15 protein-coding genes are annotated in these 15,326 nt (G+C 69.5%); 10 read left to right on the plus strand and 5 right to left on the minus strand.

Translation table 11 applies throughout. The annotated features are described in order from the left end of the window. Positions 1–246 precede the first annotated feature (246 nt). Genes Pth03_RS35745 through Pth03_RS35755 form a run of 3 tightly spaced genes read right to left on the minus strand, consistent with a single transcriptional unit; the run spans position 247 to position 2,961 of the window. Positions 247–1,437, minus strand: a complete 1,191-nt coding sequence (locus Pth03_RS35745; RefSeq protein WP_203948914.1) for an ROK family transcriptional regulator — start codon at positions 1,435–1,437, stop codon at positions 247–249. Positions 1,438–1,494: 57 nt separating this feature from the next. Further along, complete coding sequence (locus tag Pth03_RS35750) at positions 1,495–2,139, minus strand: DinB family protein (RefSeq protein ID WP_239119618.1); 645 nt, start codon at positions 2,137–2,139, stop codon at positions 1,495–1,497. 42 nt (positions 2,140–2,181) lie between these two features. After that, on the minus strand, positions 2,182–2,961 hold the full coding sequence (locus Pth03_RS35755) for an HAD-IIA family hydrolase (RefSeq protein ID WP_203948915.1): 780 nt from the start codon (positions 2,959–2,961) through the stop codon (positions 2,182–2,184). Positions 2,962–3,043: 82 nt separating this feature from the next. Between Pth03_RS35755 and Pth03_RS35760 the strand changes: the two genes are divergently transcribed. After that, a complete protein-coding gene (locus tag Pth03_RS35760; protein ID WP_239119619.1) occupies positions 3,044–4,081 on the plus strand; it encodes an LLM class flavin-dependent oxidoreductase in 1,038 nt (345 codons plus the stop codon). 4 nt (positions 4,082–4,085) lie between these two features. On the opposite strand, the gene Pth03_RS35765 is transcribed toward Pth03_RS35760, so the two are convergent. Beyond that, positions 4,086–4,982: a TIGR03619 family F420-dependent LLM class oxidoreductase gene (locus tag Pth03_RS35765; RefSeq protein WP_203948917.1), complete on the minus strand. Its 897-nt coding sequence runs from the start codon at positions 4,980–4,982 to the stop codon at positions 4,086–4,088. 22 nt (positions 4,983–5,004) lie between these two features. Between Pth03_RS35765 and Pth03_RS35770 the strand changes: the two genes are divergently transcribed. Both Pth03_RS35770 and Pth03_RS35775 read left to right on the plus strand, forming a co-directional pair. Further along, the gene (locus Pth03_RS35770; protein ID WP_239119620.1) at positions 5,005–5,964 is read left to right on the plus strand and encodes a phosphotransferase family protein; all 960 of its coding nucleotides are present in this window, start codon (positions 5,005–5,007) and stop codon (positions 5,962–5,964) included. Continuing rightward, a complete protein-coding gene (locus Pth03_RS35775; protein WP_239119621.1) occupies positions 5,921–6,151 on the plus strand; it encodes a TFIIB-type zinc ribbon-containing protein in 231 nt (76 codons plus the stop codon). Before Pth03_RS35770 ends, Pth03_RS35775 begins: the two co-directional genes overlap by 44 nt. 66 nt (positions 6,152–6,217) lie before the next feature. Here the strand turns inward: Pth03_RS35775 and Pth03_RS35780 are convergent, their stop codons facing one another. After that, complete coding sequence (locus Pth03_RS35780) at positions 6,218–7,177, minus strand: hypothetical protein (RefSeq protein ID WP_203948919.1); 960 nt, start codon at positions 7,175–7,177, stop codon at positions 6,218–6,220. 206 nt (positions 7,178–7,383) lie between these two features. Here Pth03_RS35780 and efeU point away from each other — a divergent pair, with 206 nt between their 5' ends. The 7 genes from efeU to Pth03_RS35815 all read left to right on the plus strand — a co-directional run bounded on the left by efeU (position 7,384) and on the right by Pth03_RS35815 (position 15,310). Further along, complete coding sequence (gene efeU / locus Pth03_RS35785) at positions 7,384–8,232, plus strand: iron uptake transporter permease EfeU (RefSeq protein ID WP_203948920.1); 849 nt, start codon at positions 7,384–7,386, stop codon at positions 8,230–8,232. A gap of 31 nt (positions 8,233–8,263) precedes the next feature. Next, positions 8,264–9,406, plus strand: a complete 1,143-nt coding sequence (efeO, locus tag Pth03_RS35790; protein WP_203948921.1) for an iron uptake system protein EfeO — start codon at positions 8,264–8,266, stop codon at positions 9,404–9,406. After that, complete coding sequence (gene efeB / locus Pth03_RS35795; protein ID WP_203948922.1) at positions 9,403–10,659, plus strand: iron uptake transporter deferrochelatase/peroxidase subunit; 1,257 nt, start codon at positions 9,403–9,405, stop codon at positions 10,657–10,659. Before efeO ends, efeB begins: the two co-directional genes overlap by 4 nt. Positions 10,660–10,817: 158 nt before the next feature. Then, positions 10,818–11,933 (plus strand): hypothetical protein, encoded by a 1,116-nt coding sequence (locus Pth03_RS35800; protein ID WP_203948923.1) that lies wholly within the window; start codon positions 10,818–10,820, stop codon positions 11,931–11,933. 20 nt (positions 11,934–11,953) lie between these two features. Then, on the plus strand, positions 11,954–13,120 hold the full coding sequence (locus tag Pth03_RS35805; RefSeq protein WP_239119622.1) for a toxic anion resistance protein: 1,167 nt from the start codon (positions 11,954–11,956) through the stop codon (positions 13,118–13,120). After that, entirely contained in the window at positions 13,117–14,703 is a 1,587-nt protein-coding gene (locus tag Pth03_RS35810) for a vWA domain-containing protein (RefSeq protein WP_239119623.1), read from the plus strand. Before Pth03_RS35805 ends, Pth03_RS35810 begins: the two co-directional genes overlap by 4 nt. Further along, positions 14,690–15,310, plus strand: coding sequence for a hypothetical protein (locus tag Pth03_RS35815; protein ID WP_203948924.1), 621 nt, complete (start codon positions 14,690–14,692; stop codon positions 15,308–15,310). Before Pth03_RS35810 ends, Pth03_RS35815 begins: the two co-directional genes overlap by 14 nt. Positions 15,311–15,326: the final 16 nt, after the last annotated feature.

Below are 15,326 nucleotides of genomic sequence, written 5' to 3' on the forward strand. Positions count from 1 at the left end.
GACCCCGCCGAACACCCACCACCGGAACGACCACCACCGGAGCGACCACCACCGGACCGCCCCACAGCGGCGACCCCCCCTGAGCTAAGGCGGCGTTACCGGCAACCGACGTGGACGGCCGAGGCGGCGGCGAGCGCAGCGGCTGTGCTCGCCGTGCCTACCGTCACAAATGCCGTCACAAATGCCATCGCAATGCCGTCCAAATGGCCATCCCGAATGCCATCCCGAATGCCATCCCGAATGCCGTCAGGAGAGCGGCAGGAGGCAGGAGGGTGTTCTGCTGCCGACAAGGGCGATCGCCCCGAGCACTTCGGCACGCGCGCCGAGCATGCCGGCCACCACCTTGACGCCTTGGGAGATCGAGGGAGAGGTGTGCCGCCGGACGGTCTCGCGGATTCCCCTCAGGAGTGGTTCGCCGGCTCCGGCCGCCTTGCCGCCGGCGACCACGAGGCCGGGGTCGAAGACCATGCAGATGCCGGCCAGCGCCTGGCCGACGGCCCTGCCGGCGTCTTCGATGACGCGGGTGGCGCCCACATCCCCTTCGCAGGCCAGCCGTACCACGTCGTCGAGGGTGGTGTCCGAGCCGTACTGATGCGACAGCGCGCTGATGAGCGCCCGGCCGCCCGCGACGGTCTCGAGGCAGCCGCGGCCTCCGCACCGGCACACGAGTCCGTCGGGGTCGACCACGACGTGGCCGAGTTCGCCCGCCGTATTGGTGGCGCCTTCGTAGAGGTGACCGTTGATGATCAGGCCGCCGCCGACGCCGTCGGAGAGCATGACGTAGATCATGTTGCCGCATCCGCGGCCGGCGCCGAAGGTCCATTCAGCCACCGCGCCGAGGTTGGCGTCGTTGTCGACCCAGACCGCCGTGCCGAGGCGGTCACGCAGTTCGGCTCTGACGTCGACGCCGTTCCAGTCGCTCAGTATCAGCGGAGTGCTCAGCGCGGGGCTGTCGGGACGGACCGGCGCCGAGACGGCCACACCGCATCCGGCGATCCGCCCGATGGTCATCGACTCCTCACCGAGCAGTTCTATCGCGGTGTCGGCCGCGTAGCCGAGCGCTTCGGCGGCCCGGTGGTCGACGTCGAGCTCGCGCACGCTGTCGGCGAGGATCGTGCCGGACAGGTCGGCGAGGGCGACGCGCACGCTGTCGTGGGCGAAGTGCATGCCGAGCACCCCGCCGCCGCGCGGGTTGAGGGTCAGCGCCATGGCGGGCCGTCCGCCGCTCGACGACGCGGACGGCATGGGCTCGGGCTGCTCGACGAGCAGCGCGTCGGCGAGCAGTTCACCGACCAGGCTGGAGACCGTCGACCGGGACAGACCGGTGGCGCGGACGATGTCGAGGCGGCTGGCGGTGCCGAGGCGCTGCACGGTCTGGAGCACGCGCCCACGGTTGAGCCCTCGCAGGGTCTCCAGCGACCCGGGTGCAGCGCTCATGCCAGGCAGTATAACGATGGGTTTATCCCGGGTTCGCACAAAGTGACCGCAGGCGATTCACCCGGCTCGGTCTTCCATCTCCCAGATGTGGTCGATGACGTGCCAGGCGATGCGGCGGGCGGCGTAACGGGCACACCAGCCGCGCGCGACCGGCCCGCCCGGCGACGGCCGGCTCAGGACGTCGGCGATCTCGTCCCGCATCGCGCTCAGGGCCTGCGGGTCGTTCAGTGTCCCGAGCGGGAACGGCTTGTGCCGGACGCCGATGGACCTGGCGTAGGACCGCTCGGCCTCGATGACGTGGGCGACCATCTTGTCGCGGTCGCGGCCGCCGCCCCGCGGCCCCTTGCGCAGTTCCTCGGGTGAGGCGGCGGACACCTCGGCGAGCGCCGCCCAGGAGGCGCGGATGAGCGCGACCGCCTTGGCGGCCTCGGTCGCGCCGACGGGCTCCAGGTCGAGCTGGGGCGTCACGGACGGCGCGCCGAAGTCGGTCGTGGCGTCGCCCGTGACCTGTTCGACGACGACCGGATCGCCGGGCGCGAAGTCCAGCCCCGCCCGCCCGGCGATGACGGCATATCTCGGAACATAGCCGATCAGCGCGTCGAGAGCGGCCTCCTCGGTCTTGCCGCTCCTGCACCAGCCCGGCCAGTCGGCCGAGCACGCGAAGACCTTCTTACGCCCGACTTCGAGATACACGCGGTTCATGCGGCCCAGCTTCGCAGCCGAACCTGCCAAGGTCTGGCAGGTTCAGATCAGCTCGATGAGGTCGGCCACCGAGTTGACCACCTGGGACGGCCGGAACGGGAACCGGTCGATCTGGTCCTTCTGCGTGACGCCGGTCAGCACGAGGAACGTGTGCAGCCCGGCTTCGATGCCGCAGACGACGTCGGTGTCCATGCGGTCGCCGATCATGGCCGTGCTCTCGCTGTGCGCGTCGATCTGGTTGAGGGCGCTGCGCATCATCATCGGATTGGGCTTGCCGATGAAGTACGGCTCCACGCCGGTCGCCTTGGTGATCATGGCGGCCACGGCGCCGCAGGCGGGCAGCGACCCCTCGTTGGACGGCCCCACGGCGTCGGGGTTGGTCGCGATGAAACGGGCACCGTTGTCGATCAGCCGGATGGCCCGGGTGATCGCGGTGAAGCTGTAGGTCCTGGTCTCGCCGAGGACCACGTAGTCGGGGTCGAGGTCGGTGAGCACGTAGCCCACCTCGTGCAGGGCGGTGGTCAGCCCCGCCTCGCCGATGACATAGGCCGAACCCTCCGGACGCTGGGCGGCCAGGAACTTGGCGGTGGCGAGCGCCGAGGTCCAGATCGACTCGGGCGGCACCTCCAGCCCTGCGGCGCGCAGGCGTACGGACAGGTCTCTGGGTGTGTAGATCGAGTTGTTGGTGAGTACGAGGAAGCGCTTCCCCGACTCCCGCAGACGCTTGATGAACTCGTCGGCGCCCGGCACGGGCTGACCCTCGTGGACCAGCACGCCGTCCATGTCGGACAGCCAGGATTCGATCGGCTTACGCTCACTCATGTGCCCAGCATCTCAGGTTCGCGGGCTCGGCTCACATTCTGGAAATATCCGGAGGGGTGCCCCCGTTACCGCCTTCATGGGCATGGACAACATACGCGGTGTGCCGCGCGGGTCGGCCGAGGTGCCGCTTTCGATCCTGGAACTGGCGACCGTCAGCGAGGGCAGCTCTCCCTCGGAGTCGCTCCGGGAGGCGACCGAGCTGGCCAGACGGGCTGAAGAGTGGGGCTATCACCGGATCTGGGTCGCCGAACACCACGGCATGCCCGGCATCGCGAGCTCCTCACCGGCCGTCGTCATCGCGCATCTCGCGGCCGCGACGAACTCGATCCGCCTGGGCTCGGGCGGCGTGATGTTGCCCAACCACGCCCCGCTGGTCATCGCCGAGCAGTTCGGCACCCTGCACGCCCTGCATCCCGACCGCATCGACCTCGGGCTCGGCCGGGCCCCCGGAACCGACATGGCGACCGCGAACGCGCTGCGCCGTTCGGCCGAGGTCGACCCCGACGACTTCCCGCAGGCGCTGGCGGAGCTGACCGGTTTCCTCGACGGAAGCTTCCCCGCCGGCCACCCCTATTCGAAGATCCAGGCGGTTCCCGCCTCCGACACCCGCCCGCCGATCTGGCTGCTGGGGTCGAGCGGCTTCAGCGCGCAACTGGCGGGGCTGCTCGGCCTGCCGTTCGCCTTCGCGCACCATTTCAGCGCCGGCAACACCGAGCCCGCGCTGGACCTCTACCGCTCGACCTTCCAGCCGTCGGAGGTGCTGGACGAGCCGTACTGCCTGATCGGCGTGTCGGCTCTCGCCGCCGACACGGAGGAGGAGGCCCTGCGCCAGGCCATGCCCGGCGCCTTGTCGTGGTTGCGCCTTCGCTCCGGCCGCCCGGGCCGGTTCCCCACGCCGGAGGAGGCGGCGGACTATCCGTACTCGCCGATCGAGACCGAGTTCGTGCGCGACCGGCTGTCCAACGTCGTGTACGGCGACGCCGACGGGGTGCGGTCCGGGCTGGAGGAGCTGCGCAAGCGCACGGGCGCACACGAACTGATGATCACGACCATGGTCCACAGCGCGGCGGAGCGGCGGCGCTCCTACGAGCTCATCGCCAAGGCCTACGGCATGGCGTGAGTGCTCAGGCGCTGGGGGCCAGCTCCTCCAGCGCCTCCTCCGCGCGGCGCAGCGACTCGCGGGGATCGGCCCCCGAGTCCACGATCTCGGGGTCGAAGTTGAAGTCGTGGAAGACCTCGGTCACGCCCTTGTCGGCCAGCGCCTGGACGTCCTCGATGATCTTCGCGTACGGGCCGGTCAGCGGGCCGCCGGCCTCGGCGCGCAGCCGGGTGACCCCACGCACGATGAAGCGCAGCGCCTCCGGGTCGCGTCCGGCCTCGGCGGCGGCCTCCTTCACGATGGCGATCTGCTGGTCGATCTTGGACAGGTCGGCGCGGCTGGAGCTGATCCAGCCCTCGGCCAGCCGCCCCACCCGGCGGAGCGCCACCGGGGCGGTTCCGCCGAGCAGGAGCGCGGGCGGGGTCTGCGGCCGGGGGTCCTGGTTCACCGGGGGCATCGAGTAGATCTCCCCCTTGTAGGTGACCACGTCGTCGGTCCACAACTTCCGGATCAGTTCGATGAACTCCTCGGCGCGCTTGCCGCGCCGTTCCATCGGGACGCCTGAGGCGGCGAACTCCTCGGGCACCCAGCCGAGCCCGAGGCCGGCGTCGACCCTGCCGCCGGAGACGATCTGCAGGGTGGCGAGCTGCTTGGCGAGCAGCGCCGGGGAGTAGAAGGGCAGGTTCAGCACGGCGACGCCCAGCCTGATGTGCTCGGTGATCCCGGCCAGGAACGCCAGCGTGACCGTGGGGTCCTGCACGCTGCGGTAGGTCGGTCCCATCGTGCTTCCGTCCGGGTGCAGCAACCGCTGGAAGGTCCACAGCCCGTGGTATCCCAGCTCTTCTGCGCGCAGCGCGACCCGCTTCATGTTCGCCGGTGTGGCCCAGGGACCGGAGACAGGAACGGCAAAGCCAATCTTCATAACCGCACCTTAGGCTAGAGCCGTGAATGATCAGCATCTCCCCGCTCCGCCGCTGATCGACGATCTCGTACGGCTCGCGCCCCACGGCGGGCCGGTGACCGTGCTGAAGGACACGCGCGTGCTGATCGTCCGCGTCGGCGACGTCGTGATCAAGGCTCATCCCCCCGGCACGGGCGAGCACGACATGCGGCGCCGCCTGGAGGTGGCGGGCCGGCTGCCGGGGCTGATGCTCGCCCCCCTCGACCTGGTCCACCTGGACGGCAGGATCGTCACGATCTGGCCCGCGGGCCGGGCGCTGACCGCGGGCGACCTGGAGTCGGGCGACATGCCGTGGGAGGAGGGCGGCTGGCTGCTCGCGGGATTGCACGCCGCTCCCCTTCCCGCCGACATGCCCCCGGCGGGCGGACCCGACCGGGCGGCCAGGGCCGTGGCCGAGCTCGCCGAGGTCGACGCCCCCGCCGAGATACTGAAGGCGTACGAGACGCTGCCGGAATTCCCTCCCGCCGGCCCCGGCCGGCGGGCGCTCACGCACGGCGACTGGCATCTCGGCCAGCTCGTGTTCCACGCGGGCGCCTGGCTGCTGATCGACCCCGACGACCTGGGCGCCGGGGACCCCGTCTGGGATCTCGCCCGCCCCGCGGCGTGGTTCGCGGCGGGGCTGCTCGAACCGGACATGTGGCACCGGTTCTTGTCCGCGTACCTGTCCGCCGGCGGGTCCGCCGTGTCGCGGGAAGACCCGTGGCGGGAACTCGACCTCCCCGCCCGGGCGTTGACAGTCCAATTGGCCGCGACGGCCACGGTCACCGCGCGGAGGAGCGGCAATCCTCTCGACGAGACGGCCGAGGCTCTGATCGCCTCCTGCGGGAGGATCGTCGCGGCGGCAGGCGCGACACGAGAGGGAGAGGTTTTTGATGGAGTGTCCCAAGTGCCGGGGCCACATGCGGACGTTCGACCGCAACGGAATCCACATCGAGCAGTGTGACAACTGCCGGGGGATCTTCCTCGACTACGGGGAGCTCGAGACGCTGACCCGCATGGAATCGCAGTGGGCACAGCAGCAGTACGCGCCGCCTCCCGCGCACGGCGGCCCGGCGTGGGGCGCGCCGCACGGCGGCCACCACGGCCACCACCGCAACCGCAGCTGGGTGGGCATGCTCTTCTCCAGCTGACACGGCAGCAGACGACGAAGGCCGCGGTCCCACGACCGCGGCCTTCCGCGTCCTGCGCGCCGTACGTCAGGCGGGGAAGGTGTCCGGGTCCACGCTCCGGGACGGGGCGTTGCCGCCCTTCACCTTGTTGAGGGTGAGGGTCCAGGTCTGCCAGCGGATCTGCGTGGCCGTGTAGACGGTGCTGAACTTCAGGTTGTCGTCGAACCGCTCGAACGCGCAGGACCGGGTGAAGGTGCGCTTCTTGCGGTCGAAGTCGGTGCCGGTGGTGAAGTAGACCCGGTAGCTGCCGTCCTTGATGTTGGACAGTCTCGCGCTCGACTTCTTGCGGATGTAGAGGCTGACGGCCTTCTGCTTGCCCTTGAGCAGGGTGACGACCCCGTCCTGGGAGCCTCCGTTCTTGACGGTGAGGGTTCCCCGCCCGCCGCGGATGCGGGAGCTGAACACGGTGCCGTTGCCGAGGCGGCGGTTCTGCTCCTTGGGCGGCTTCAGGCCGATCTTGCCGCCGGAGTAGCCGCCTCCGTCCGCGAGGGCCGCCCCGGCCTTCTTGAGCTCGCCGAACTCGTCCGACTTGCCGAGTCGTGCCAGCACGGCGGTGGAGGTGCAGAGGCTCTGCTCGCTGATCCCGTCGCGCAGGGTCTCCAGCTCGTCGTTCATGCGGCGCAGCGCGTCGAGGTAGTCGGCGTGCTTCTGCCCGATCTCCGGGGGCGCCTGGAGGCCGCCGAGTTGCTGCGTGGCCTTGTCCACCGCCTGCTGGGCCTTTTCCAGCCGCTGGTCCAGCGACTTGAAGGTGCCGGCCTTGCCGATGGCGGCGAGCGCGCCGCCGACGGGCTTGCCCGCGGTGTCCAGGGCGGATTTGTACGCATCGGGAGCCAGCCCCGCGGGGGTCGGCGTCGCCGAGGCCGCCGCTCCCCCTGAGGAGGAGGTCTTCGCCGACGAGCCGGAGCTCGCGGGGGTGGTGGTTTCGCTGCAGGCCGCCAGCGCGAGTGTCGCGGCCAGCGAGGCCACCACGATTCGGGGGTTGATCACCTACTAACTTTTTAGGGATCAGTCAGGACGTGTCAATACGATTACGTACCGGTTCGCGATCATTTCGCCGCAGACGGTCATCCCTGCAGCCCAAGTCCCGTATGGAACGTTTGTCTCTCGAACATCCCCCTGTCACACTGACGTACAGGTATTGCGGGTAAGGTAACCCTGACCTAATTTAGGTGAGGCTAACCACGGAGGGGCCTGTGTTCGCGAGCTACCTGATCGGCCTTCGCGAGGGTTTGGAGGCGACGCTCGTCGTCTCGATCCTCGTCGCATTTCTGGTCAAGAGCGATAGGCGAGACCGGCTACCTCTGGTCTGGGGAGGCGTCGCGGCCGCCGTCGCCCTGTCGGTCGGCTTCGGCGCCCTGCTCACATTCACCGCCGCGCACCTGGACTCGCAGCAACACGAGTTCTTCGACGCCGTGACCTCGCTCGCGGCGACCGTGTTCGTCACCTTCATGGTCTTCTGGATGCGGACCGCCGCCCGCAAGATGTCGGGCGAACTGCGCGAGAAGCTGAGCGACGCCCTCCAGCTCGGCGCCGGCGCGGTGGTCGTCATGGCCTTCCTCACGGTGGTCCGCGAGGGCCTGGAGACCACGCTGCTGTGGTTCGCCGCCGTCCAGGGCGCCACCACGAGCGCCACCCCGCTGATCGGGATCAGCCTCGGACTGGTCACGGCGGTCGCGCTCGGCTGGGGCCTCTACCGCAGCGCCCTGCGGATCAACCTCACCAAGTTCTTCACCTGGACCGGGCTCCTGCTGATCCTCGTCGCCGCCGGAATCTTCAAGTACGGCGTGCACGACCTCCAGGAGGCCGGCGTGCTTCCCGGGCTCGCGACGCACGCCTTCGACATCAGCGGCGTGCTCGACCCGAGCGCGTGGTATTCGGCGCTGCTCAGCGGCATGTTCAACATCACGGCGCAGCCCACGGTCTGGGAGACCGTCGCCTGGCTCGCCTACGGAATTCCGGTCCTGGTCCTGTTCCTCCTCCCGGCGATGCGCCGGCCCGCCGCTCCGGCGAGCACGCCCACTCCGCCGGTCACCGCCTCCTGAGATCCGCACTCCCCAATTCCTGGAGCTCCACATGCGCACCACCCCAGCCGTCGCCGTGGCGGTCGTGTCCCTCGGACTGCTCGCCGCTGCGTGCTCCGGCGGTGGCGACGGCACGTCCGCCACGTCGGGCGGCGCGGCCAAGCCCGGCAAGATCGCCGTCGCGGCGAGCGACACCGACTGCAAGGTCGCCACGTCGCAGCTGCCCGCGGGCACCTCGACCTTCAGCGTCACCAACAACGGCAGCAAGGTCACCGAGTTCTACGTGTACGCCGCGGGCGACCGGGTGATGGGCGAGGTGGAGAACGTCGTTCCCGGGCTCACCCGCGACGTGATCATCGAGCTGCCGGCCGGGTCGTACCAGACCGCATGCAAGCCGGGGATGATCGGCGACGGGATCCGCAACGCGCTCACCGTCACCGGCACGAGCGCGCCGCTGACCGACAACGCCAAGCTGGCCGACGCCACCGCCAGCTACAAGCGGTATGTGCAGTCGCAGTCGGAGACCCTGCTGACCAAGACCCAGGAGTTCGTGGACGCGGTCAAGGCCGGCGACGTCGACAAGGCCAAGGCCCTCTTCCCGGTGGCCCGGACCTACTGGGAGCGCATCGAGCCGGTCGCCGAGGTCTTCGGCGACCTCGACCCGGCGATCGACGCCCGCGAGAACGACGTCGAGCCGGGCCAGGAGTGGACCGGCTTCCACAAGATCGAAAAGGACCTGTGGGTCGAGAAGGACATCAGCAAGGACGGGCCGCTCGCCGACAAGCTGATCGCCGACGTGACGACGATCGTGCAGAAGGCGAACGCCGCGACGTTGTCGCCCGTGCAGCTCGCCAACGGAGCCAAGGAGCTGCTCGACGAGGTCGCCACCGGAAAGATCACCGGCGAGGAGGACCGCTACTCCCACACCGACCTGTGGGACTTCGACGCCAACCTCCAGGGCTCCCAGGCGGCTGTCCAGTCGCTGCGGCCCGTCCTCGACGAGCGGGACCCCGATCTGGCGAAGACGCTCGACGACAAGTTCGCCGCCGCGGAGGCCGCCCTCGAGCAGTACCGCCAGGGCGACGGGTGGAAGCTCCACAACGAGCTGACCAAGGACGACCTGAAGAAGCTCTCCGACGCCATCAACGCGCTCGCCGAGCCGATCAGCAAGGTGGCGGCGGTGGTCGCCCAGTGAGCCGCATCAGCCGCCGGGGGCTGCTCGGCATGGGAGCCGCGGGAGTCGCGGGCGTGGCCGCCGCCGGCGCGGGCGCCCTGGCCACCCGGGCTCTCATCGAGGAGCCCGCCGCGCATGCGGAGTCGACGGGCGACCCGTACCCGTTCTACGGGCGCAACCAGGCCGGCATCACGACCCCCGCCCAGGACCGGCTGCACTTCGTCGCCTTCGACGTGATCACGTCGAAGCGGGAGGAACTCGCCGACCTGCTCCAGAAGTGGACCGCTGCCGCCGCCCGCATGACCCAGGGCAGGGACGCCGGCCCGTTCGGCTCGGTCGGCGGGCCTCTGGAGGCTCCGCCGGACGACACGGGAGAGGCGCTCGGCCTTCCGGCCTCCGGCCTCACGCTGACGATCGGCTTCGGCTCCTCGCTGTTCGACAAGCGGTTCGGGCTCGCCGATCGCAGGCCCGCCGCCCTGGCCGACCTGCCCGCGTTCCCGGGGGACGAGCTGAGCCCCGACATCTCCGGCGGCGACATCTGCATGCAGGCGTGTGCGCACGACCCGCAGGTGGCGGTGCACGCGATCCGCAACCTGGCGAGAATCGGGTTCGGCCGGGTCTCCGTGCGGTATTCGCAGCTCGGCTTCGGCCGTACTTCCTCCACCTCGCGCGCCCAGACGACGCCGCGCAACCTGCTGGGCTTCAAGGACGGCACGGCCAACATCAAGCTCGAGGACACCTCGATGTTGCGCGACTACGTCTGGGCGGCGCCCGGCGACGGCCCCGCGTGGATGGACGGCGGCAGCTACCTGGTCACCCGGAAGATCCGCATGCACGTCGAGACGTGGGACCGCACGTCGCTGGGCGAGCAGGAGACGATCTTCGGGCGGGACAAGGGCAAGGGTGCGCCGCTCACGGGTCACGCCGAATTCGACGAGCCCGACCTGGCGAAGACCGGCCCGGACGGCCAGCCGGTGATCCCCGCCGACTCGCACGTACGGCTCGCGCATCCGTCCCTCCACGGCGGGGCCCGGCTGTTGCGGCGCGGCTACAACTACGTCGACGGCTCCGACGGCCTGGGCCGGCTCGACGCCGGGCTGTTCTTCATGGCCTACCAGCGCGACCCGCGCAAGCAGTTCGTGCCGATCCAGACGGAACTGGCCGCCAAGGACAAGCTGAACGAGTACATCCAGCACATTTCCAGCGGCGTATTCGCCTGCCCGCCCGGGGTGACGGACGCCGGAGATTATTGGGGCCGCGCCCTCTTCTCATGAAGATCCGGTGAACAGAAACTTAATTCTTGTGGTGTTTCCTTTCCTCGCGCATCATTAACTCCCGCTTTATCCCGTGATCGCGCGCTGTCTTATGTGATTGCTGCATAATTCGGGGCGGGGGGCCATACGGCCTACGGGTGCGCGCGAAGGACAACAAAATGAAGCGATGGATCGGCGTCGGCCTGGCGCTGCTCCTCGGTGCGGCCGTCGTCGTGGCCATCGTCATCGGCGGCGGTGACGACGGCCCCGGAGGCGGCGGGACGGCTCTCAAGACGGTCCGCGGGGTCATCGGCTCGGAGAAGAAGCCCTTCTTCGACGACCCCCAGGTGAAGGCGGCGTTCGCAAAGCACGGATTGCAGGTTGAGGTCGACACGGCGGGGTCGCGGCAGATCGCCACCTCGGTCGACCTCGGGAAATACGACTTCGCATTTCCTTCCAGCGTCCCGGCGGCCGAGAAGATCAAGCAGGATCGGCACGCCTCCCAGACGTTTTCGCCTTTCTACTCCCCCATGGCGATCGCGACGTTCCAGCCCATCGTGGACGTGCTGACCAAGGCGGGGGTCGTCCGCGATTCCGGCTCCGGGTACCAGATACTCGACGTCCGGAAATATCTGGATCTGGTGGCCAAGGGGACCCGCTGGGACACCCTGCCCGGCAACACTGCCTACCAGGCCCGCAAGCGGGTGCTGCTCACCACCACCGACGTGCGAACGTCGAACTCCGCGGCCATGTACCTGGCCATCACCAGCTACGTCGCCAACGGCGACGACGTCGTCAACTCGTCGTCGCAGACGGCGAAGGCCGCCCAGACGGTCTCCCCGCTGTTCCTCGACCAGGGCTACTCGGAGTCGTCCAGCGAGGCCCCCTTCGAGGACTACCTGGCGATGGGCGTGGGGAAGACGCCGATGGTCGTCGTCTACGAGGCGCAGTACGCCTCCCGCCTGTTCGCGGGAGACGGGAGCATCCGGCCGGACATGCGGCTCATCTATCCCTCCCCGACGGTGCTGAGCAAGCACACGCTGGTGCCGTTCAACGACGCCGCGACCCAGGTCGGCGCCCTGCTCCAGGACGATCCCGAGTTCGCCCGCCTGGAGGCGAAGTACGGCTTCCGCACGTCCGACCCGAAGGTCTTCACGGCGCAGGCCGACGCCGCCAAGGCGAAGCTCCCCGCGAGCCTGGTCGACGTCGTCGAGCCGCCCACCTACGACCACCTCGAGCGGCTGATCGCCACGATCGAGCAGCGCTACCTGGCCGAGGGCAAACCAGCCTCGTAACCCCCCAAGGAGAACCGAAAGTGTCCAACGATCTGGTGCTGACCCCGCCCGCCCCGGTGGCGGCGGTGCCGGCCGAGAAGGCGGCCACCATGCTGCCGCTGCCGGACGAGCGCGGCGCGGAGCTGGCCCAGAAGGCGGCGGGATTCGCCGAGGATCTCGCTTCGATCGATCCGCGCTCGCCGGAGTTCACCAAGAAGGTGCACGACATCTCCTCCATGGGAGATTCGGAGATCAGGGCGTCGTCGCAGGTGGCCAACCGGATGCTCAAGCGCCCGGTCGCCGCGCTCGCCTCCGCGAAGGGCGAGGGCGCCGACGGCCAGGTCCAGGTGGCCAACCAGCTGGTGGCGCTGCGCCGTACGATCGTGGACCTCGACCCGAAGCAGGCGGCCAGCGGGACGAAGCGGCTGCTGGGAATGATCCCGTTCGGCGACAGGCTGCGCGACTACTTCGCGAAGTACCAGAGCGCGCAAAAGCACATCGACGACATCATCAGAGCGCTCAAGTCAGGGCAGGACGAGCTGCTCAAGGACAACGCCGCCATCGAGGGCGAGAAGGCCAACCTCTGGGAGTCGATGACCAAGCTACAGGAGTACGCGGTGCTCGCGGCGGCGCTCGACTCGGCCCTGGAGCAGAAGATCAACGAGATCGAGCTGAGTGACCAGGAGAAGGCGACCGCCCTGCGGTCCGACGCCCTGTTCGGCGTACGGCAGAAGCATCAGGACCTGCTGACCCAGCTCGCGGTGTCGGCGCAGGGCTATCTCGCCCTCGACCTGATCCGCAAGAACAACCTCGAGCTCATCAAGGGCGTGGACCGCGCCACCACCACGACGATCTCGGCGCTGCGCACCGCCGTGACCGTGGCGCAGGCGCTGGCCAACCAGAAGCTCGTGCTCGACCAGATCTCGGCGCTCAACGCCACGACCTCCGACCTGATCCTGGCCACCAGCGAGATGCTGAAGACCCAGGCCGGGCAGATCCAGACCCAGGCGGCCTCCACGTCGGTCGACATGGACGCGCTGCGCCGGGCGTTCGACAACATCTACTCGACGATGGACATGATCGACACCTTCAAGGCCAAGGCCGTCGAGAGCATGGCGGTCACGGTGGACAGCCTGACCCTGGAGCTCGACAACGCCAAGACCTACCTGGAACGTGCCCGCCGCGGCGACGAGGCGATCGGCGCATGACGATGTTCTTCACCCGGCGGCTCGCGGCAGCGGCGCTGGCCGTGCTGGTGGCGGCCACCGCCTGCAGCGCCGACGATGACGCAGCGCCGCAGGACGGGCCTGACGTCCTCCGCGTGCTCGCGGGCAGCGAGGTCAAGGACCTGGAGCCGCTGCTGAAGGAGGCGGCGGACGCGGTGGGCGTGCGGGTCTCGCTGACCTACGCCGGCACGCTCGACGGGGCCGAGCAGGTCGCGAGCGGCGGCGCGGACGGCCGCTACGACGCGACGTGGTTCTCGTCCAACCGCTACCTGTCGCTGATCGACGGCGCGCCCGCCAAGCTGTCCACCCAGACCAAGATCATGATTTCGCCGGTGGTGCTCGGCCTCAAGCGCAGCAAGGCCCACGAGCTGGGCTGGGACACCAAGCAGGTGTCCTGGGCCGACATCGCGACGGCGGCCGGGCAGAAGCGGTTCACCTTCGGCATGACCAACCCGGCCTCGTCCAACTCGGGCTTCTCCGCCCTGGTCGGGGTCACGGCCGCCCTTTCGAATGCGGCCGACGCGCTCGACGCCAAGCAGATCGCCGCGGTCACGCCGAAGCTCAAGGAGTTCTTCTCCGCCCAGACGCTGACCGCGGGATCGTCGGGCTGGCTCGCCGACGCCTACGCGGGCCAGGGCGGGCAGACCTCGGTCGACGGCCTGATCAACTACGAGTCGGTGCTGCTCGGCATGGAGAAGCGGGTCAAGGAGCCGCTCACGATCATCTACCCGAGCGACGGCGTGGTGACCGCCGACTACCCGCTCACGCTGCTCGCCTCCTCCGCCAAGAAGGACCTGTACGGCAAGCTCGCCACCTGGCTGCGCACGCCCGACGTGCAGCGGAAGATCATGACGACCACCTTCCGCCGGCCCATCCTGCCGGAGGTGCGGCCCGACCAGCGGTTCGGCACGGCCCAGCTGGTCGAGCTGCCCTTCCCCAACCGGCGCAGCACCGCCGACGGGCTGATCAGCGCATACCTCAACCGGGTGCGCCGCCCGTCCAGGACGTTGTTCGTGCTCGACACGTCCGGCTCGATGAAGGGTGAGAGGCTCGACTCGCTCAAGCAGGCGCTCAGCGCGCTGACCGGCGCGGACACCACCGCCTCCGGGCAGTTCTCCCGCTTCCGCGACCGCGAGACGGTCACGCTGCTGCCGTTCAACTCGGGGCCGGAGACGCCCCAGTCGTTCACGGTGCCCGAGAGCAACCCCGACCCGGTCCTTAAGCAGATCAGGTCGTACGGCGACGCCCTGGAGGCCAGGGGCGGCACCGCGATCTACGACAGCCTCCGGGCCGCCTACCAGACGCTGGAGAGCAGGCCCTCCGGCAACGACTTCACCTCGATCGTGCTGATGACCGACGGCGACAACACCGACGGCTCGTCCTACGACGACTTCGCCTCCTACTACGCCACGACGTCCCGGACCATCCGCACGTTCGTGGTGCTGTTCGGCGACAGCGACGTCGGGGAGATGCAGCAGGTCGCCAAGCTGACCGGCGGCGCGTCGTTCGACGCCCGTAAGGGCTCGCTCGCGTCGGCGTTCAAGGAGATCCGTGGCTACCAGTGACCGGGTGCTGCGCTACCTCGGGTCCACGAAGAACATCGTCGGGTCGGCGCTCGCCATCGGCGGCGTCGTGCTCCACCTGTTCGGGGTGGCGGGGTCGTTGTGGCCGGTCGTCGTCGCCGGCCTGTACGGCATGGGCGCGCTGCTCGCCCCGCCCGACCGGGTCAGGCTGACGATCTCGCACGCGGAGGTCGAGACCCGGCAGTTGCGGGCCGACCTCGACACCCTGCTGGGCAAGGTCACCGCGAACCGGTTCCCCGCCGACGTGGTGACCAAGGTGGAGGAGATGGCCGGGATCCTGCGGGACATCCTGGCCAGGGCCGAGGCGCTGACCTCCTCCCCCGACCAGTTGCACGTCGTCTCGCAGGCCATCCGCGACTACCTGCCGACCAGCCTGGAGGCCTACGCCAACCTGCCCCGGTCGTACGCCCTGGCCCGCAGGGCCGAGCGGGAGCGCAGCGCCCACGAGGAGCTGATGTCACAGCTCGACCTGCTGGAGAGCGGCCTGGCCACGGTGGCCGAGGCCGTCTACAAGGGCGACGAGCAGGCGCTGCGTGACCAGGGCAGGTTCCTGCGGGACCGTTTCGGCGGCTCCACGCTCGACCTGTGACCGGCGCCCCGGTTTA

This window comes from Planotetraspora thailandica (genome assembly GCF_016863335.1).
GTDB lineage: Bacteria > Actinomycetota > Actinomycetes > Streptosporangiales > Streptosporangiaceae > Planotetraspora > Planotetraspora thailandica.

Excerpts from the sequence above, each read along its gene's own strand:
- Pth03_RS35745 (WP_203948914.1), bottom strand. The coding sequence starts at position 1,437 with ATGAGCGCTGCACCCGGGTCGCTGGAGACCCTGCGAGGGCTCAACCGT.
- Pth03_RS35750 (WP_239119618.1), bottom strand. The coding sequence starts at position 2,139 with ATGAACCGCGTGTATCTCGAAGTCGGGCGTAAGAAGGTCTTCGCGTGC.
- Pth03_RS35755 (WP_203948915.1), bottom strand. The coding sequence starts at position 2,961 with ATGAGTGAGCGTAAGCCGATCGAATCCTGGCTGTCCGACATGGACGGC.
- Pth03_RS35760 (WP_239119619.1), top strand. The coding sequence starts at position 3,044 with ATGGACAACATACGCGGTGTGCCGCGCGGGTCGGCCGAGGTGCCGCTT.
- Pth03_RS35765 (WP_203948917.1), bottom strand. The coding sequence starts at position 4,982 with ATGAAGATTGGCTTTGCCGTTCCTGTCTCCGGTCCCTGGGCCACACCG.
- Pth03_RS35775 (WP_239119621.1), top strand. The coding sequence starts at position 5,921 with ATGCGGACGTTCGACCGCAACGGAATCCACATCGAGCAGTGTGACAAC.
- efeO (WP_203948921.1), top strand. The coding sequence starts at position 8,264 with ATGCGCACCACCCCAGCCGTCGCCGTGGCGGTCGTGTCCCTCGGACTG.
- Pth03_RS35800 (WP_203948923.1), top strand. The coding sequence starts at position 10,818 with ATGAAGCGATGGATCGGCGTCGGCCTGGCGCTGCTCCTCGGTGCGGCC.
- Pth03_RS35810 (WP_239119623.1), top strand. The coding sequence starts at position 13,117 with ATGACGATGTTCTTCACCCGGCGGCTCGCGGCAGCGGCGCTGGCCGTG.